This is a genomic window from Herminiimonas sp. KBW02, assembly GCF_003852535.1.
Taxonomy (GTDB): Bacteria; Pseudomonadota; Gammaproteobacteria; order Burkholderiales; family Burkholderiaceae_D; genus Oxalicibacterium.
This window is the reverse complement of record NZ_QAJP01000003.1, coordinates 161,259-177,979: the sequence shown is the minus strand read 5'-3', so window position 1 is coordinate 177,979 and position 16,721 is coordinate 161,259. Positions and strand designations below refer to the sequence as shown.

Below are 16,721 nucleotides of genomic sequence, written 5' to 3'. Positions count from 1 at the left end.
GCAGTATGAATAAAAGTGTGTTGGTGACGGGATCATCGCGCGGTATAGGCAAGGCGATTGCATTGCGTCTGGCACGCGATGGTTATGACATCGTCCTGCACTGCCGTAGTCAGCGTGCGGAAGCAGATGCGGTGGCGCAGGAAATTGCCGGCCTGGGTCGCAGTGCGCGGGTATTGCAATTTGATATCAGTGATCGGGCGCAGGCAGAACAAATCTTGCTGGCCGATGTGGAAGCACACGGCTGTTATTACGGCGTGGTTTGTAACGCAGGTGTCGCACGCGATAACGCGTTTCCCGCTATGTCGGGCGAAGACTGGGATATCGTGCTGCAGACCAATCTGGATGGATTTTTCAACGTCCTCAATCCTCTGACCATGCCTTTAGTACGCCGCCGCAAGCCGGGGCGTATCGTGACCCTGGCATCGGTGTCAGGTCTGATCGGCAATCGCGGGCAGGTCAACTACAGTGCCGCCAAGGCCGGCATTATCGGTGCGACCAAGGCATTGGCAGTGGAGCTGGCCAGTCGCGACATTACCGTTAATTGCGTAGCGCCAGGTTTGATCGCAACCGACATGATCAGTGATGTGCCTATGGAAGAAGCATTGAAGATGATACCGGCCAAGCGCGTCGGTAAACCGGAAGAGGTGGCTGCAGTGGTGAGTTTCCTGATGGGCGAGGATGCCGCTTATGTCACGCGCCAGGTGATTTCGGTGAATGGAGGCCTGGCATGAGCCGCCGTGTCGTCGTAACCGGCATGGCCGGTATCAGTCCTATCGGCAACGACTGGAACACGATCCGCCAACGTCTGGGTGAGTATCGCAATGGTGTTACCCGCATGGATGAGTGGTCGGATTATGAAGGGCTGAATACCCAGCTCGGCGCACCCGCTGCGCCGTTCGAACTGTCTGATAAATTCAATCGTAAAACCATGCGTAGCATGGGGCGCATCGCCTTGATGGCGACCCGCGCCAGTGAGTTGGCCTTGCTCGATGCAAAGTTGCTGGATGATCCCTTGCTGCAGAGCGGCCAGATGGGTATTTCCTTTGGTTCGTCAGCAGGTACGCCCAGTGCCATCGGTGATTTTGGCCGGATGATGGAAGAGCGCACGACCAAGGGCATCAATGCGACTACTTATATCAAGATGATGGCGCATACTGCGCCGGTCAATATAGGCGTGTTTTTTGGCGTCACGGGCCGTGTCATCACAACCTCAAGTGCGTGTACTTCCGGCAGCCAGGGCATCGGTTATGCATACGAAGCAATACGCGGCGGGCAGCAGCGCGCCATGATCGCCGGTGGTGCAGAGGAATTATGCGCGACCGAGGCAGCAGTGTTTGATACCTTGTTTGCCACCAGCGTGCGTAACGATGCTGCATCTACCACGCCGCGTCCGTTCGATGGCGATCGCGACGGTCTGGTGATCGGTGAAGGCGCTGGTTGCCTGATTCTGGAAGAGATGGAGCATGCGCAAAAGCGCGGCGCGACTATTTATGCCGAGCTGGTTGGTTTCGGTACCAATAGCGATGGCTGCCATGTAACCCAGCCGAATTCCGAAACCATGAAGATAGCGATGCAACTGGCGCTGGATGATGCCGGTTTGCAGCCTGCCGACATCGGTTACATCAATGCGCATGGTACAGGTACCGCGCAAGGCGACATCGCCGAATCGCAGGCAACGCTGCAGGTGTTTGGCAAACATACACCGATCAGCTCATTGAAGAGTTACATGGGACATACCCTGGGCGCGTGTGGTGCACTGGAAGCCTGGATCAGCATAGAGATGATGCGTGAAGGCTGGTTCGCACCGACGATTAATCTGGAACAGGTAGATCCACAGTGTGCCGAGCTTGATTACATCGTGCGCGAAGGACGTAAGATAGATTGTGATTACGTCATGTCGAATAATTTTGCATTCGGCGGTATTAATACTTCATTGATTTTTAAAAAGTACCAATAAAGAGCGTTGTGCTGGCTTGTTTCGATAGTTGTCGTGGTGCAAGTCGCGCTGAAAAAGCAGTGGGTGGCCCAAGCAGGGCTGAAGATCAAATCGCAGATAAGGGAAATTGAAATGAAAAAAACATGGGCTACTTTGGTTTTTATTGGTGTCGCGGCGACTACAGCGTTATCCGCACATGCACGTGATGACAAATTGCTGATGCCTATCAGTGTTGCAATGGAATCCAGCGATACCAAGGAAAAGCTCGATAGTTCGATAAAGTATTACTTCGGTAAGCAAAAAACACCCAAGGTTGTGCAAAAGCTGGGTAACTACGCCAGCAACAAAAAAACCAATGCCTTCGGCAAAGCCGATGACGTAGCTTGCCAGTGGGCCTTTTTGTCAGCCATGCTTTCGCTGGAACAGCGCGCCAAAGAACTGGGCGCAAATGCGGTGATCAATATCGTGAGCAATTATAAGAAGGTAGAAATGTCGAGTGAAACAGAATACGAATGTCATGCGGGCGCCATAATGGCAGGCGTCGCATTGAAGGGCGATTTTGTCAAAATCTCCGGCAAATGATGTAGAACCGATCACCACGATATGGCTGATGGATGGCCGTAGCGTGAGTGATCAGCATTTGCTGCCTTATCTCACCTGGCTGGGCCCAGGTGAGATTGAACGTTACCAGCGGTTTATACGGCCGCAACGGCAACGCCAATTCCTCCTCGGGCGCATTCTCTTGCGTAGTCTGCTGGGGCAGACCCTGAACGTATCTCCTCCCGACATTCCACTTTCTGAGCGGCCCGGATCAGCGCCTTTGTTGCACGGTGCGGAGGCTAAGCCGCATTTCAGTTTGTCCCATAGTGGCGATTGGGTCGCTTGTGCGTTGAGTGAGCAAACACCGGTCGGACTGGATGTAGAAGTGTTGAATCCGCAACGTGATTTGCTTGCTTTGAGCGAGCAAGCGCTGGATGAAGATGAAACGGCCCTGATCCGGGGCTTGCAGGGTGAGGCCAGGGTAAAGATGTTTTATGCGTGCTGGAGTCGCAAAGAAGCGCTCTACAAACTGACTTCGGCCGATGTCTCCGCATCCGGCCAGCACTGTGTCAACTTATCGCATCCGGATATTTCTATCGTGCTCTGTAGCGCATCCGCCTTGGTATCCGTGCCGGCGCTCAAATCTTTTAACTGGCCCGCTGGCTAGCAGCCGTCACGCCAGGTTTATTGCTTATCGAGTTCTTGGAACCAATGATTCAGGCTGCTGCGGGCCGCATTGCCCTGGGTCAGGTGTAATCCTAGCTTGGTGCGACGCCAGAGTATGTCTTCGGTACTGGTCGCCCATTCGTATTGCGTCAGATATGCGACCTCGGCGGCAAACAGACCGGGGGCGATTTCTTCTCCCATGTCTGCAATGCTGTTCCGGTTTTCCAGCAGTAATTTGATGCGTGTGCCGTAAGCACGGGCGTAGCGCTCGACCAGCGCTGCAGGCAGCCACGCATACTCTTGCTGTAGCTCGTGCACATACTCATCGAATTCCAGTACCGCACGCTTGTTTGCCTGCGCGCCATAAATGTCGCCGCCGGGCAGGAGTGCGTCTGTAGTCCACGCACCGTGCCGATTGTTGAGCAAGGGAGCGATCAGGTCGACGGCTTCTTCCGCCAGTTTGCGGAAGGTGGTGATCTTGCCGCCAAAGATAGTGAGTACCGGTGCTGCATCGGTATCGATCGCGAGTTTGTAATCGCGTGTCACCGCAGAGGCCTTTTCATTGTCGTCATCGCTGACGTCTTCAACCAGCGGGCGAACGCCCGAGTATGACCAGACGACATCGGACGGACTGATCGTTTGCCGGAAGTAATAGTTCGATAGTTCGCACAGATAGGCTATCTCGCTGGCGTCTATGGCGACGTGATCGGTATCGCCGTGGTAGTCGATATCGGTAGTGCCTATCAGCGTGAAATCCTGTTCATACGGGATGGCGAAGACGATGCGGCCGTCCGGATGCTGGAAGATGTAGGCGTACGGATGATCGAATAATTTTTTGACGACGATGTGGCTGCCTTTGATCAGGCGTAGTTTTTTGCCGCTGCGACCATGTACGGTGTCGTGCAAAAAACTGGCGGCCCAGGGGCCGGCGGCATTGACCAGCAGTTTCGCTTGTACCTGGATTTCTGCGTTGTCTTTGCTGCGTAATGTTGCTTGCCATTTGTCCGCTTGCCGCGTGACGGCGACGCAAGCGGTACGTGTCAGTATGTGCGCCCCCTGTTCTGCGGCGGCGATCGCATTCAATACGACCAGGCGCGCATCGTTAACCCAGCCGTCGGAATAGACGAAGCCTTTACTGAATTCTTCTTTTAACGGGCTGCCGGCCGTATGCGTACGCAAATTGATGCCGCACGAACCGGGCAGTAATTCGCGTTTGGCCAGATGGTCATACAGGAACAAACCAGCGCGTATCATCCAGGCTGGCCGTTGTCCCTTGTCGTGCGGCATGACGAAGCGCAGCGGATGCATGATGTGCGGCGCAGAGCGCAGCAGGATTTCGCGTTCTATCAGCGCCTTGCGTACCAGACCGAATTCATAGTTTTCCAGGTAGCGCAGGCCGCCGTGTATCAGCTTGGTGGAAGCGGATGAGGTATGTGCAGCCAGATCGTCTTTCTCGCACAGCACGACCGAGAGGCCGCGGCCGGCGGCATCACGCGCGATACCGGCGCCATTGATGCCGCCGCCTACGATGAGGATGTCGCATTGAAGTGCTTGCTGCATCTGTGCCCCGTGTCGAATTGCCGTGCAACTATTGTAAGCGCTGATGGTGGCGTTCGCGCATGCTCGCGGTACACTGATTTATCTTCTTCTTTAGCGGGCAGCCATGAGCTTTCTTCTCGATATCGCGTTTTGGGAAGTTGCCAGTTATGTCGTCACCACGCTGGCGTTACCGTTTGCGATTTATATTTTCCTGTTCGAACAACGCAAGGAACGTGACGCCGAAGATGAGGAGGCGTATCAGTTGCTGCAGGATGCGTATAACGATTTTCTCAAGATCGTGCTGGATAATCCGGACTTGCGCTTGCGTAGCGCGACATCGCGCAGCGACCTGAGCGATGAGCAAAAGGAGCGTGAGCTCATCATCTTTGAAATGCTGATTGCATTATTCGAGCGCGCATATATCGTGTCGTATGTGCCGAATATGCGTGGTGTTGCTTTGCGTCGCTGGCATTCGTGGGACGATTACATGCGCGAATGGTGTCGCCGCGAAGATTTCTATTATTTGTTGCCGCAACTGCTGCGCGGTGAGGATGAGGATTTCGCCGACTATATACGTGCGCTGGCAGAACAGGAGCGTGCGGATAAGTTGCTTAATATAGGGCACAAGGAATAAGCCCGGGCTTTGAATTTGCTGACAGAGTGGCCTCGACGGTCCGGCCACGCATTCTTTAGGGGATAATAGCGGCTCAATTAATGCCGTGATGACAAGTCTGATGCCTACACAATTTGCTCCGCTCCAGAACGACACCTTCTTGCGCGCATTGTTGCGCCAACCCACCGAATACACCCCTTTGTGGCTGATGCGCCAGGCTGGTCGTTACCTGCCGGAGTATCGTGCAACCCGCGCGCGCGCCGGTTCTTTCCTCGGCTTGGCGAAGAATCCCGATTTTGCTACCGAAGTGACGCTGCAGCCGCTGGATCGTTACGACCTGGATGCCGCCATCCTGTTTTCGGACATCCTGACCGTGCCGGACGCGATGGGTCTGGGTTTGTACTTCATCGAAGGCGAGGGGCCGAAGTTCGAGCGCCCTTTGCGTGATGAAAAAGCAGTACAGGCGCTGAAAGTGCCGGAGCTGGGATCGCTGCAATACGTTTTCGACGCGGTCACGCAAATCCGCACCGAACTGAAGGGCCGGGTGCCGCTGATCGGCTTCACCGGTAGTCCGTGGACGCTGGCCTGCTATATGGTTGAAGGCGGCGGTTCGGACGACTTCCGCACCGTCAAGGCGATGCTGTACAACCGCCCGGACCTGATGCACCACATCCTGCAAACCAATGCGCTGACGGTTGCGGCCTACCTGAACGCCCAGATCGACGCTGGCGCCCAGGCGGTGATGATGTTTGATACCTGGGGCGGGGCGCTGGCCGATGGTGCATACCAGCAATTCTCGCTGCACTACATGCGTGAAGTGATGAAGCATGTCAAAACGGAAAAAGACGGTGTACGCATCCCGAGCATCGTGTTTACCAAAGGCGGTGGCTTGTGGCTCAAGGAAATCGCCGCGGTTGGTGCCGATGCGGTGGGGCTCGACTGGACCGTCAATCTGGGCGCAGCGCGGGCCAAGGTCGGCGACCGGGTAGCGCTGCAAGGCAACCTGGATCCTAGCATCCTGTTTGCCCAGCCTGACCAGATCCGCAGCGAAGTAGCCAAGGTATTGGAATCCTTCGGCAAGCATAGTGCCGGTTCCGGACACGTATTTAACCTCGGCCACGGTATTTCGCAGTTCACGCCGCCGGAAGCGGTTTCGGTGCTGGTAGAGGCCGTTCATGAGTTCAGCCGCCCCTTGCATCAGTAGTCCAGCGCGCTTGCCAGCAGGCAAGCGCGCTAATTAACGGCTACAGCGCCGAAACGGACGCTAAAAATGCCCGGTTTTGGCGCGCATCAATTCAGCTTATGCACAGAATGCGGCCTGTGTCGCTTCCAGCTCGATTTGACCCCGCATTAACATTTCGTAACAAATCGTTTTTCATAAGTGTTTGATTTTATTGAATAAATATTTTGCTTTTTGTTTTGGCATTTTATTGAAACCCGCATGGGACATGGCGTTTCCCGCCATCCAGGCCGCTTATCCACAAAGTTATCCACAGGATTTGTGGATAGAAAAAAAAGAGCTTAAGAAACGGGGGCTTAGCGCACTTGTTGATATTTCACATGAAGTCTGATGATGGTTTTAGTTTTCGTTTGTGGAAATTGCAACATGGAAATATTGCGTCGAAGAAGTGCAACATTGCTGTGTATTGCGTTTCCTTGTGATTTGCCAACCAGAAGTTTCCTAGCTTATTCACAAAATGGTGCAAGTTGGTATCGAGAATGGCTACTATTTGGCTTTTTCGCTTCCCGGGCAATACTTTTGTATCTTGTTGATTTTAAAGAATTTAATTTTCCCGTAAAAATAAGGTCGGCACGTAATGCCAGGGTAAATGCCATCGCGACTATTACGAAGAGGTATTTATTCACAAAGTTATCCACAGGCTTGTGGATACTTTTGAAAATCGTTTATGAAACCGCGAGTTACAGAATATTCTCAAAGCGAACGTGAGGTTTCTGTGCAGGTGCAATAAAATCCGACATCTTAAATGCCGCTTTTTGCCTGCTCGCCGGATCGGCCCCGGCGGCTGATATCCAAGGTGTACATAAATGGTACGCAGCACGAAAAAATTGACAGAAAAAAGGGTGTTGGGGTATGGCCGAAGCAAACTTATGCACAAATATATACTTGTGCGTAGCAATAACATTTATTTAGAAGTTTTATTCATCGCAAAAAGCATCTATTTGTAAGTGATTGATTTTAATGGTGTTTATTTGTGCTTCGGTTTTAGGCAATCTATTGGAAGCCGCATCAATGCTGGCCTCCCTGCCTGTCAAGAGGTCCTTATCCACAAAGTTATCCACAGCGGCTGTGGATAGTTAAAAAAGCGCTTATGAAACCGGTAGTTAGGTCATTTTCTCAGGTAACACATTAACTCCGTGGAACACTGCATCCTTAAAGTCGCGCTCGACGCGCCCCTTGATTTCTGCTTCGACTATCTGTGGAGCCTGGAAGCCGATGCGCCGCGGCCATTGTCGGGCCAGTTGGTGCTGGTGCCATTCGGGCGTCGCGAAGTCATGGGTTTGATCGTGGCGGTGCATGACGATACGGATGTGCCGCTGGACAAGCTCAAGTCTGCGCTTGCCGTACGCACGCAACTTGCGCCCTTATCTGCGGCCTGGATCGCATTATGTGCATTTGCGGCTGACTACTATCAGCGTCCTTTGGGTGAGGTGGCGATTCCGGGTTTGCCGAAAAACCTGCGCTTGCTGAAAACCACCTCGCTGGATAAAGCGATCAAGAAGCTGGCCAGGATCGATGCGATCCATGACGCTACGCCGTTTGCGATGCCGCAACTGAATCCGGCACAGCAGGAAGCGGCAGACGCCATCGCGAGTGCCAGCGGTTTCGCGCCGACCTTGTTGTACGGCGTGACCGGTAGCGGCAAAACCGAGGTTTATCTACAGGCAGCTGCGCAAATCCTGGCGCATAGCAAGGAAGATGATAATCCCGCGCAGATCCTGATCCTGGTGCCGGAGATCAACCTGACGCCGCAACTCGAAGCGAATGTGCGCGCGCGCTTCCCGGGCGTCATGGTCGCCACCTTGCATAGCGGACTGGCGGAAGGCGAGCGCATGACGCACTGGCTGGCGGCGCATCTGGGGCAGGCACGCATCATATTGGGTACGCGCCTGGCGATCCTGTCTTCGCTGCCGCACCTGAAGCTGATCATCGTTGATGAAGAACATGATCCTTCTTATAAGCAGCAGGAAGGCTTACGCTATTCGGCGCGTGACCTCGCAGTCTGGCGCGCGCATCAATTGAGTATTCCCATCGTGCTGGGTTCCGCCACACCATCGCTGGAAACCTGGCATCACGCGCAATCCGGCCGTTATCGCAAACTGGAATTGCGTGAGCGGGCGGTCAAGGATGCAGTCTTGCCCAAGGTCGGACTGATCGATCTGGAGCGCAAGGCGCCGCGCGAGCAAATGATAGAGGGCGTCAGCGCGACACTGGTCGCTGCGCTCAAGCTGCGCATGGAGCGCGGTGAGCAATCACTGCTATTCCTCAACCGGCGTGGTTACGCGCCGGTGATCGCCTGCGATTCCTGCGGCTGGATCAGCAACTGTACGCGTTGCAGTGCGTTCCTGGTTTTGCACAAGCTAGATAAACGGCTGCGCTGCCATCACTGCGGCTTTGAGCAACGCATACCCAAATCCTGCCCGACTTGTGGCAATGTGGACCTGCAACCTTTAGGACGCGGCACGCAGCGAGTCGAAGAAAGTCTGCAGCAAATATTCCCGCAAGCACGCATCATGCGCATCGATGCAGATTCGACGCGCCGCAAGGGTAGTGCGCAGGAAGCTTTTGATGCCGTGCACCGGGGTGAGGTCGATATCCTGATCGGTACACAAATGGTAGCCAAGGGGCATGACTTCCAGAATCTGACCCTGGTCGGCGTACTGAATCCGGACACGGCACTGTTTTCGCATGATTACCGCGCCAGCGAGCGTTTGTTTGCGCAACTGATGCAGGTTGCCGGACGCGCCGGACGCGCCGCGCAGAAAGAGGGCGGCAGTGCAAGCGAAGTCCTGATACAGACGCGTTATCCGCAGCATCCCTTGTACGCTGCAGTGCGTAGTCACGATTACGATACTTTTGCGACCGAGCTGCTGGAAGAGCGCCAGCAGGCGAGCTTCCCGCCTTTCATTTACCAGGCCTTGCTGCGTGCCGAAGCGAAGGAAATCAAGATAGCACTGGATTTCCTGCATGAGGCGATCACCTGCGTGGATTATCCGGGCATTACCATGAATGACCCGATACCTATGACCATGACGCGCGTCGCCAATGTCGACCGCGCGCAATTGCTGGTCGAATGTACGTCGCGTCCGGCTTTGCAGGCCTTCCTCAAAGTCTGGATAGCCGCCTTGCGCGAGATGAAGACGCGGGTGCGCTGGTCGCTGGAAGTAGACCCGGTAGATATTTAAGTACGCATAAACCAAACCCGAAGCAGAGGCTGGCATGACCATCAAACTCAGTGCAGAAACCGAAGAACGCCTGATCGGCTCCATACGTCGATACTTCGACGTCAACATGGATGAAAGCATAGGCGACCTTAAAGCCAGGCTCCTGCTCGATTATTGTGTCCGCGAACTCGGTCCCTGCATCTACAATCAGGCGATAGCGGATGCGCAGTCGGCGATGCAGGATAAAGTGGCCGAACTGGATGTGACTTGTTACGAAGCTGAATTCGGATACTGGAGCAAGAAATGAAAATGCCTCATGTACTCGCGGGTTTGTTATTGGTGATCAGCGGCGCGGCAGCGGCACAGGATCAGGCGCTGCTGCAGGAAGCCCTGAAGGATTGCGATAAAAACCAGCTGACGATGAATGTATGTGCCAGCCATCGCTATACCGCAGCGGATCAGATACTCAACCAGCAGTACAAAAAACTCATGGCACAACAGGATGCGACGGGCAAACAACGTTTGCGCGATGCGCAGCGCGCATGGATCGGCTTTCGCGACAAGGATTGCCTGGCTAATACGGGCCTGCGTGAAGAGTCCGGTTCGATCTGGCCCTTGTTGCACTTCTCCTGCCTAGAGCGGCATACGGTGCAGCGTAGCGAAGACCTGAAAGTACAGGCGTGCGGCATGGAAGGTTGCGCCAGGTAATGATGACGCTGGAATGGCAATGGGCTGCATTCGGGCAACTGGATGGCGCCAGCTGGTATGAAGTATTACGCGCGCGGCAGGATGTATTCGTGCTGGAGCAGCAATGCCTGTACCCGGATATCGATGGTGCCGACCCGCTTGCTTATCACTTGCTGGGTTGGGGTGAGATGGATGGGCAGCGTCGCTTGCTGGCTTATCTGCGTTGCTTCGCGCCGGGTGAAAAATATGCCGAGGCGTCGCTGGGTCGGGTGCTGACGGTACAGGCGGCGCGCGGTGCCGGACTCGGCAAACAACTATTGGCAGAAGGCATACGCCGTACCGAATTATTATTCCCGCAATGCGCGATCCGGATCTCGGCGCAAGAGCACCTGCAAGCCTATTACGGCAGCTTTGGTTTCCTTCCGGTTTCCGATATTTATATGGAAGACGGCATCCCGCACATAGAAATGTTGAGATGAAATAATGATTCCTATCAACATTGTTCGTATACGAATGATTTGACATCAATTGATCTGGCGGGTAAGATGGCGGCTTGTTAATCAAGCAACCGGGATATCAAAAACAGGAAAATGTGAGGTTATCGTGATGCTGCGCGACAGAATGAAAAAGTGTCGCTACACTCGCGGTCATGAATGACATCGCCAAACTTGTTACCGTCAATGATTCGATACGCGTCTTGCAAAGCGTACGTCGCATAGCACAGTGCGTGGAGCACCACTCCAAGCGCCTGGCAGTCACTCATAACATCACATCGCCACAACTAGTGGCACTTCTTGCAATTGCAGAATTGGGACCGAGTACGCTCAGATCCATCGGGCGTGCGATACAACTCAGTCCTAGTACCGTGGTCGGCATCGTCGACCGGCTGGAAGAAAAAGGCTTGGTGCAGCGTGAGCGCGATACGCGTGATCGCCGTAATGTATTTGTCGCGGTGACCGAGGCGGGCCAGCAGGTCCTCGCCAATGCACCGTCGGCATTACCGAATGGTTTCGACAGCCTGTTAGGCTCCTTACCCGAAACCGATCGCCAGGCCCTGATCGTCACGCTGGAACAATTTGCCTCTTTGCTCGAAGCCAAAATACCTGCCGAACCTGTGTAGCAGGATGCTTGCGTAAGTAGTCGCAAGCTCCGCGCGCAAACCTGATTTCCACTTAACTGACGAGTGTAACTATGGCCTTTACTGGCTGTGGGGATCGCTTTTCTCGGAAAAGGAGAAAGCATGAACACGCAAGTAGCCAGCGCAGCCGATTACATCACGCTGCGCCCGCCCGAACGTAGTGATGGCGCAGCCCTGCATGATTTGATCGCAAGCTGTCCGCCGCTGGACCTGAATTCCCGCTACGCCTACCTCCTGTTGTGCGAACACCATGCTGCGACTTGCATCGTGGCAGAAACAGAAGGTCAGCTGGTCGGTGCCATCACCGCCTACATCCCACCCGCGAAGCCAGACACGCTTTTTATCTGGCAAGTCGCCGTCGCTCCAGGCATGCAAGGCTGCCAGATCGCCTCCCGCATGCTGGATCAACTGATCGCACGTTGTGCCGCCAGTTACCGGTTTCAGAAAATAGAAACCACCATCAGCCCCAGCAATATCGGCTCACGCAAATTATTCGAAAGCTATGCGCAGCGCCATCGCGTAGACATACAGGCGCAGCCCTACCTGGCTGCCAGCGAGTTCGGCGCCGGTCAGCACGAAGAAGAATGGCTGTATCAACTTGGTCCGGGTTTGCGCGCAGCTTGATTGCGTGTGGCCCGATCAATTCACTCATCCACCATCAGGAGAAACATGATGCGTATATTCAATCGACTTGAATCAGAAGTTCGCGGTTACATCCGCTCATTCCCTACCGTTTTTACCAAAGCGCAAAACGCAGTGCTTACCGATGAAGGCGGTCGCAGCTATATCGACTTCCTGGCCGGTGCCGGCACGCTGAACTATGGTCACAACAATCCGACCATGAAGCAGGCCGTCATCGATTACCTGTCGGAAGACGGTATCGTGCATGGTCTCGACATGGCGACCAGTGCCAAGAAAACCTTTCTGCAAACCTTCGAGAGCCATGTGCTGCTGCCGCGCAAGATGCAGTACAAGATCCAGTTCACCGGGCCGACCGGTACCAATGCGGTAGAAGCGGCGATCAAGCTGGCGCGCAATGTGACCGGGCGCCAGATGGTGATTTCATTCACCAATGGTTTCCACGGCGTGTCGCTGGGTTCGCTCGCGCTGACCGGCAATCGCAAATTCCGCGATGCCGCCGGGGTGTCGCTGAATGACGTGCATCGCGCGCCTTACTCCGGTTACTTCGGCATGAACATCGACACCATCGCCATGCTGGATAAACTCATCGTTGACCCGAGCAGCGGCGTCGATTTGCCTGCGGCCATCATTGTTGAATGCGTACAAGGCGAGGGCGGTCTGAACGTCGCCGGACTGAACTGGCTGAAGAAGCTGGAGCAACTGTGCCAGCGCCATGAAATCCTGCTGATCGTCGATGACATCCAGGCTGGTTGCGGTCGTACCGGTACTTTTTTCAGCTTCGAACCCGCCGGTATCAAACCGGACATCATCACTTTGTCGAAATCGCTGTCCGGTTTTGGCTTGCCGATGGCAGTGCTGCTGATGAAGCCGCAGCTCGACGTCTGGAAACCAGGTCAGCATAACGGCACCTTCCGCGGCAACAACCTGGCCTTCGTAACAGCGACTGCCGCCCTGCAACACTATTGGGGTGACAACCGCTTCCAGATGTCTATCCAAAAGAAATCACTGGTCATCGAAGCCTTCCTCGACAAGCTGGTCGCCAGCTATCCGGATGCACAACTCACGCGTCGCGGGCGCGGCATGATGCAAGGGATAGCCTGTGCCGATCCGGCGCTGGCCGATCGCATCACCAGCATCGCCTTCCAGAATGGTTTGATTATCGAAACCTCGGGTGGTGAAGATGAAGTCGTCAAATTGCTGATGCCGCTCACCATCGAGCAGGAAACCCTGCTGGCCGGCCTCGACATCCTCGAGCACGCAGTCGCTGAAGCAGTCGATGAAGCCGTCAAAGACAAGGTCGAATCAGATAAAGAGGTGACCGTATGATCGTACGCAGACTGAAAGACATACTCGATACCAGCCGCGATGTAAAAGCCAAAACCTGGGCCAGTCGCCGTCTGCTCCTGCGCGAAGACGGCATGGGTTTCTCCATGCATCACACCGTCATCTATGCCGGTACGCAAACGCACATCTGGTACCAGCACCATCTGGAGGGCGTGTACTGCGTGGCAGGTGTCGGTTCGGTGGAGCTGATTCCTTCCGGCGAAACCTTCCGCATCGAGCCGGGCACCTTGTATGCGTTGAACAAGCACGATGAACACTGGTTGCGTGCAGAAACGGATTTGCACCTGATCTGCACCTTCAACCCGCCGCTGGCGGGAACCGAGACGCATGATGAAAACGGTGTCTATCAATTAGTCCCTGAAGAGCCGGTCAGCAATATCGCTGCCGCCAAAATTGAAAAAGCCACAGCAGAAAGTTGAGGAGAAGATGATCATGCTATCGCAAGATGCTTACCCCACACGTACGCAAAACAATGCTGGCATCCTGGCGCGCCAGGATCCGGTGGTGTACGAAGTTGCAAGCAAGCGCAAGGCTGCACTGGATGCAGCGCAGCGCGCATCGTATGAAAAAAACGGTTTCCTGCTGATGCCGGAATTATTCAATTCCGACGAAGTGGATTATCTGTTCGGTGCGATGCAAGGCATGCGCGAAGAATTCACCAACGCCGGACGCAAGGAAGTCATCGCTGAACCGGGCAGTGGCGAAGTACGCTCCATCTTCAATGTGCATCGTCTGAATGTGATCTTCGCCAACCTGGTGCGTGATCCGCGCGTGCTGAATGTGGCGCGTGAAATACTGGGCAGCGAAGTCTACATCCATCAGTCGCGCATCAACTACAAACCCGGCTTCACCGGTAAAGAGTTTTACTGGCATTCGGATTTTGAAACCTGGCATAGCGAAGACGGCATGCCGGCCATGCGTGCCTTGAGCTGTTCCATCCTGTTGACAGATAACAGTGAGTGCAATGGCCCGCTAATGCTGATCCCGGGTTCGCACCATCACTACGTATCCTGCATGGGTGAGACGCCGGACGAGAATTACAAGAAATCGCTGAAGAAACAGGAAGTCGGCGTGCCCGATCCCATCCTGTTGCGCTATCTGGCTGACATGGGCGGGATTACTACCTGCGCAGGGAAAGCCGGTTCAGTAGTCTTCTTCGACTGCAATACCATGCACGGCTCGAATGGCAACATCACGCCTTACCCGCGCAGCAATGTCTTCTTCGTCTATAACAGCATCGCCAATCAGCTCGATGAGCCGAAAGGCGGCCTGACGCCGCGCCCCGAATTTGTGGCCGCACGTGACGGTATCGCTGAACTCAAACCGGAAGCCCTGCTGATCGCCTGAGCGGCGTAGCTGGCGTTACGAAAGGACCTATGGAAGAAGCTTACCTGCGTTCTTTTGCGCTGTTCTTTGCCTTGTTCAACCCCTTCCTGATGAGCATTTATCTGCTCGACCTGATCAGGGGGTTGCCGACGCCGACGTTTGCGCGCGTGCTGGTGCGTGGCAGCATGATCAGTGCTTGCGTGTTTGTGCTATTTGCCTGGGGTGGCGAAGCGTTCTTTCGCGATTACCTGCAGGTACGTTTCGCTTCCTTCCAGATTTTTGGCGGCATCGTCTTCCTGCTGATCGGTTTGCGTTATGTGTTCTCCGGGGCCGCGGCAATAGAAAGCCTGCGTGACAATCCGACCGCGATGGCCGGCAGTATCGCCATGCCTATCATGATAGGTCCGGGCACCGTCAGTGCTGCCGTCGTGATAGGTACGCGCTTGCCATTAGGTGGCGCAGCGGCAGTGATCATCGGTACGCTGGTTTTGACCGTCAGTATCCTGGTGGCGATGAAGGTCGCGCATGACAAGCTGAAGGAGCGGCATGCTGCGATGACGGATCGTTATATCGATCTGGTAGGACGTATGTCTGCGCTGCTCATCGGTACGATTGCGATTGACATGATCCTGACCGGTTTGCAGAGCACAGGCTTTATGGCGGAATAACGGCAGCTATGCTGCGTCGCAATATGCGCCAGGACAGCGACGGCAGATGCTGAGCATCTGCTATGTCAGCGCGCTGTTGCAGGCAAACGACATAAAGCCTGGCGGCGGGCTGTCCAAGGTCAATTCTGCTCAAAAAAAATTTGCCAGGGCTTACCTTTTTCGCAAGGGCTGTGCCTATACTCAAGCCGAGAGCAACTCAGGCTTTCAACATAGAGCAACACCAAAAACCAAATCAAAGAAAACATAGAGGAGACACTATGAAATACGTTCAACGCGCTGTCGCATTGGCATTCGTTTCGGCATTCCTGGCTGGTTGCGCGTCTACGGCAACAGATAAAAAAGCAGATGCAAAACCTGCTCCGGCACCAGCGCCAGCCGCAGCACCGGCCGCAGCTGCTGCACCTGCAGCCGCTCCTAGCCCGGCTTTGCAAAAAGCAGTGGAAGCTACCCTGGCGAAAGAAGCTGAGCTGAAAGGTACCAAAATTGTAGTGGCAGCGACGGCAGATGGTGCTGTTACTTTGTCCGGCACAGTGAAAAACGACTGGCAGCAATACCTGGCGGGCGAAACAGCGAAGAAAGCCGCTGGCGTCAAATCAGTTAAAAACGCGATCAAAGTACCAGACTGATCTTTACGCTTGAAAACAAAAACGCCGGGCTTGCCCGGCGTTTTTTATTGCGTCATAGCTGATGTTCAGACCGGCAGGTCGAGTCGGCCTTCTTCTGCCAGCTGGCGAATGATGCGTATCGTATCGATGTCAGCTTCCTGATACGCGGAACGGCGGAATTCATTGTAGAAGGCATCCATATCGTCATCAGTGGTGCCGGTGTCATATGCGAAGCGTACAAAGAGGGCGCCCGGACTCGGCTCTTCTATCGTGATCAGCAGGCTGGAGGCAGGAATATCTTCCTGTGCCGGCACGTCATAGTGCACCTGCTGCAAAGGGGTCAGATTGACGCGGTCATGTACCAGCAATTCGCCATAGCGCAACGTGCGTGCGATCACATCTTCGCTGCGCGACAAGAGTTTGCATTCATCCAGCCACGGAATGAAAAGCTTGGGCGCTTCTGCACGCATGACCAGGCCTCGCCACAGTTGATCACGCGTCAGCGTATCGATCAGTGGGTTAAGTGGGTCGTTGATTTCTACCAGGTGCTGGAATTGCATAACTAATGGTTTCGTATAGTGTGTAAGACATGGAGCGGTGTTTGTATTGTACT

At 54.6% G+C, this 16,721-nt stretch carries 21 protein-coding genes; 18 read left to right on the top strand and 3 right to left on the bottom strand.

Going from position 1 to position 16,721, the window contains the following annotated elements:
• The first annotated feature begins 5 nt into the window (after positions 1-5).
• From fabG to DBR37_RS02655, 4 genes are read left to right on the top strand one after another with little or no spacing between them, the layout of a single operon-like run.
• The gene (fabG, locus tag DBR37_RS02670) at positions 6-731 is read left to right on the top strand and encodes a 3-oxoacyl-ACP reductase FabG (protein WP_124572748.1); all 726 of its coding nucleotides are present in this window, start codon (positions 6-8) and stop codon (positions 729-731) included.
• Positions 728-1,957, top strand: a complete 1,230-nt coding sequence (locus DBR37_RS02665) for a beta-ketoacyl-ACP synthase (protein WP_124572747.1) — start codon at positions 728-730, stop codon at positions 1,955-1,957. Before fabG ends, DBR37_RS02665 begins: the two co-directional genes overlap by 4 nt.
• A gap of 33 nt (positions 1,958-1,990) precedes the next feature.
• Positions 1,991-2,518 (top strand): excinuclease ATPase subunit, encoded by a 528-nt coding sequence (locus DBR37_RS02660; RefSeq protein WP_233588259.1) that lies wholly within the window; start codon positions 1,991-1,993, stop codon positions 2,516-2,518.
• On the top strand, positions 2,496-3,143 hold the full coding sequence (locus DBR37_RS02655) for a 4'-phosphopantetheinyl transferase superfamily protein (protein ID WP_124572746.1): 648 nt from the start codon (positions 2,496-2,498) through the stop codon (positions 3,141-3,143). The genes DBR37_RS02660 and DBR37_RS02655 overlap by 23 nt, the downstream gene beginning before the upstream one ends.
• A 17-nt stretch (positions 3,144-3,160) precedes the next feature.
• On the opposite strand, the gene glpD is transcribed toward DBR37_RS02655, so the two are convergent.
• Entirely contained in the window at positions 3,161-4,702 is a 1,542-nt protein-coding gene (gene glpD, locus DBR37_RS02650) for a glycerol-3-phosphate dehydrogenase (protein ID WP_124572745.1), read from the bottom strand.
• A gap of 103 nt (positions 4,703-4,805) precedes the next feature.
• Here glpD and DBR37_RS02645 point away from each other — a divergent pair, with 103 nt between their 5' ends.
• Positions 4,806-5,315 (top strand): hypothetical protein, encoded by a 510-nt coding sequence (locus DBR37_RS02645; protein ID WP_124572744.1) that lies wholly within the window; start codon positions 4,806-4,808, stop codon positions 5,313-5,315.
• Positions 5,316-5,415: 100 nt separating this feature from the next.
• Positions 5,416-6,498 (top strand): uroporphyrinogen decarboxylase, encoded by a 1,083-nt coding sequence (gene hemE / locus DBR37_RS02640; RefSeq protein WP_124572743.1) that lies wholly within the window; start codon positions 5,416-5,418, stop codon positions 6,496-6,498.
• 953 nt (positions 6,499-7,451) lie between these two features.
• On the opposite strand, the gene DBR37_RS17345 is transcribed toward hemE, so the two are convergent.
• Positions 7,452-7,583 carry a hypothetical protein gene (locus tag DBR37_RS17345; RefSeq protein ID WP_255410528.1) on the bottom strand — a complete coding sequence of 44 codons (132 nt, stop codon included), beginning with the start codon at positions 7,581-7,583 and terminating at the stop codon, positions 7,452-7,454.
• An 87-nt stretch (positions 7,584-7,670) separates the two neighbouring features.
• On the opposite strand from DBR37_RS17345, the gene DBR37_RS02635 reads away from it, so the two are divergent.
• The 12 genes from DBR37_RS02635 (at position 7,671) to DBR37_RS02585 (ending at position 16,129) form a co-directional block, all read left to right on the top strand.
• Entirely contained in the window at positions 7,671-9,719 is a 2,049-nt protein-coding gene (locus DBR37_RS02635; protein WP_124572742.1) for a primosomal protein N', read from the top strand.
• 34 nt (positions 9,720-9,753) lie between these two features.
• Entirely contained in the window at positions 9,754-10,005 is a 252-nt protein-coding gene (locus DBR37_RS02630; protein WP_124572741.1) for a DUF2164 domain-containing protein, read from the top strand.
• Positions 10,002-10,406: a lysozyme inhibitor LprI family protein gene (locus tag DBR37_RS02625; RefSeq protein WP_124572740.1), complete on the top strand. Its 405-nt coding sequence runs from the start codon at positions 10,002-10,004 to the stop codon at positions 10,404-10,406. The genes DBR37_RS02630 and DBR37_RS02625 overlap by 4 nt, the downstream gene beginning before the upstream one ends.
• A complete protein-coding gene (locus DBR37_RS02620; protein WP_124572739.1) occupies positions 10,406-10,864 on the top strand; it encodes a GNAT family N-acetyltransferase in 459 nt (152 codons plus the stop codon). Before DBR37_RS02625 ends, DBR37_RS02620 begins: the two co-directional genes overlap by 1 nt.
• A gap of 170 nt (positions 10,865-11,034) precedes the next feature.
• Positions 11,035-11,505 (top strand): MarR family winged helix-turn-helix transcriptional regulator, encoded by a 471-nt coding sequence (locus DBR37_RS02615; RefSeq protein WP_124572738.1) that lies wholly within the window; start codon positions 11,035-11,037, stop codon positions 11,503-11,505.
• 120 nt (positions 11,506-11,625) lie between these two features.
• A complete protein-coding gene (ectA, locus tag DBR37_RS02610) occupies positions 11,626-12,147 on the top strand; it encodes a diaminobutyrate acetyltransferase (protein ID WP_124572737.1) in 522 nt (173 codons plus the stop codon).
• 48 nt (positions 12,148-12,195) lie between these two features.
• Positions 12,196-13,491: a diaminobutyrate--2-oxoglutarate transaminase gene (gene ectB / locus DBR37_RS02605; protein WP_124573244.1), complete on the top strand. Its 1,296-nt coding sequence runs from the start codon at positions 12,196-12,198 to the stop codon at positions 13,489-13,491.
• Positions 13,488-13,928 (top strand): ectoine synthase, encoded by a 441-nt coding sequence (locus DBR37_RS02600; RefSeq protein ID WP_124572736.1) that lies wholly within the window; start codon positions 13,488-13,490, stop codon positions 13,926-13,928. Before ectB ends, DBR37_RS02600 begins: the two co-directional genes overlap by 4 nt.
• A gap of 7 nt (positions 13,929-13,935) precedes the next feature.
• Positions 13,936-14,856, top strand: coding sequence for an ectoine hydroxylase (thpD, locus tag DBR37_RS02595; RefSeq protein WP_199739013.1), 921 nt, complete (start codon positions 13,936-13,938; stop codon positions 14,854-14,856).
• A gap of 29 nt (positions 14,857-14,885) precedes the next feature.
• Positions 14,886-15,503, top strand: a complete 618-nt coding sequence (locus DBR37_RS02590) for a MarC family protein (RefSeq protein WP_124572734.1) — start codon at positions 14,886-14,888, stop codon at positions 15,501-15,503.
• 46 nt (positions 15,504-15,549) lie between these two features.
• On the top strand, positions 15,550-15,750 hold the full coding sequence (locus tag DBR37_RS17230; protein ID WP_148089222.1) for a hypothetical protein: 201 nt from the start codon (positions 15,550-15,552) through the stop codon (positions 15,748-15,750).
• A gap of 10 nt (positions 15,751-15,760) precedes the next feature.
• Positions 15,761-16,129: a BON domain-containing protein gene (locus DBR37_RS02585; RefSeq protein WP_124572733.1), complete on the top strand. Its 369-nt coding sequence runs from the start codon at positions 15,761-15,763 to the stop codon at positions 16,127-16,129.
• A 65-nt stretch (positions 16,130-16,194) separates the two neighbouring features.
• On the opposite strand, the gene DBR37_RS02580 is transcribed toward DBR37_RS02585, so the two are convergent.
• Positions 16,195-16,668, bottom strand: coding sequence for an SRPBCC family protein (locus DBR37_RS02580; protein ID WP_124572732.1), 474 nt, complete (start codon positions 16,666-16,668; stop codon positions 16,195-16,197).
• Between the last annotated feature and the right edge of the window lie 53 nt (positions 16,669-16,721).

Coding starts and splice junctions, on each gene's coding strand:
- fabG (WP_124572748.1), top strand. CDS start 6: ATGAATAAAAGTGTGTTGGTGACGGGATCATCGCGCGGTATAGGCAAG.
- DBR37_RS02665 (WP_124572747.1), top strand. CDS start 728: ATGAGCCGCCGTGTCGTCGTAACCGGCATGGCCGGTATCAGTCCTATC.
- glpD (WP_124572745.1), bottom strand. CDS start 4,702: ATGCAGCAAGCACTTCAATGCGACATCCTCATCGTAGGCGGCGGCATC.
- DBR37_RS02645 (WP_124572744.1), top strand. CDS start 4,806: ATGAGCTTTCTTCTCGATATCGCGTTTTGGGAAGTTGCCAGTTATGTC.
- hemE (WP_124572743.1), top strand. CDS start 5,416: ATGCCTACACAATTTGCTCCGCTCCAGAACGACACCTTCTTGCGCGCA.
- DBR37_RS02630 (WP_124572741.1), top strand. CDS start 9,754: ATGACCATCAAACTCAGTGCAGAAACCGAAGAACGCCTGATCGGCTCC.
- DBR37_RS02625 (WP_124572740.1), top strand. CDS start 10,002: ATGAAAATGCCTCATGTACTCGCGGGTTTGTTATTGGTGATCAGCGGC.
- DBR37_RS02620 (WP_124572739.1), top strand. CDS start 10,406: ATGATGACGCTGGAATGGCAATGGGCTGCATTCGGGCAACTGGATGGC.
- DBR37_RS02615 (WP_124572738.1), top strand. CDS start 11,035: ATGAATGACATCGCCAAACTTGTTACCGTCAATGATTCGATACGCGTC.
- ectA (WP_124572737.1), top strand. CDS start 11,626: ATGAACACGCAAGTAGCCAGCGCAGCCGATTACATCACGCTGCGCCCG.
- ectB (WP_124573244.1), top strand. CDS start 12,196: ATGCGTATATTCAATCGACTTGAATCAGAAGTTCGCGGTTACATCCGC.
- DBR37_RS02600 (WP_124572736.1), top strand. CDS start 13,488: ATGATCGTACGCAGACTGAAAGACATACTCGATACCAGCCGCGATGTA.
- thpD (WP_199739013.1), top strand. CDS start 13,936: ATGATCATGCTATCGCAAGATGCTTACCCCACACGTACGCAAAACAAT.
- DBR37_RS02590 (WP_124572734.1), top strand. CDS start 14,886: ATGGAAGAAGCTTACCTGCGTTCTTTTGCGCTGTTCTTTGCCTTGTTC.
- DBR37_RS17230 (WP_148089222.1), top strand. CDS start 15,550: ATGCTGAGCATCTGCTATGTCAGCGCGCTGTTGCAGGCAAACGACATA.
- DBR37_RS02585 (WP_124572733.1), top strand. CDS start 15,761: ATGAAATACGTTCAACGCGCTGTCGCATTGGCATTCGTTTCGGCATTC.
- DBR37_RS02580 (WP_124572732.1), bottom strand. CDS start 16,668: ATGCAATTCCAGCACCTGGTAGAAATCAACGACCCACTTAACCCACTG.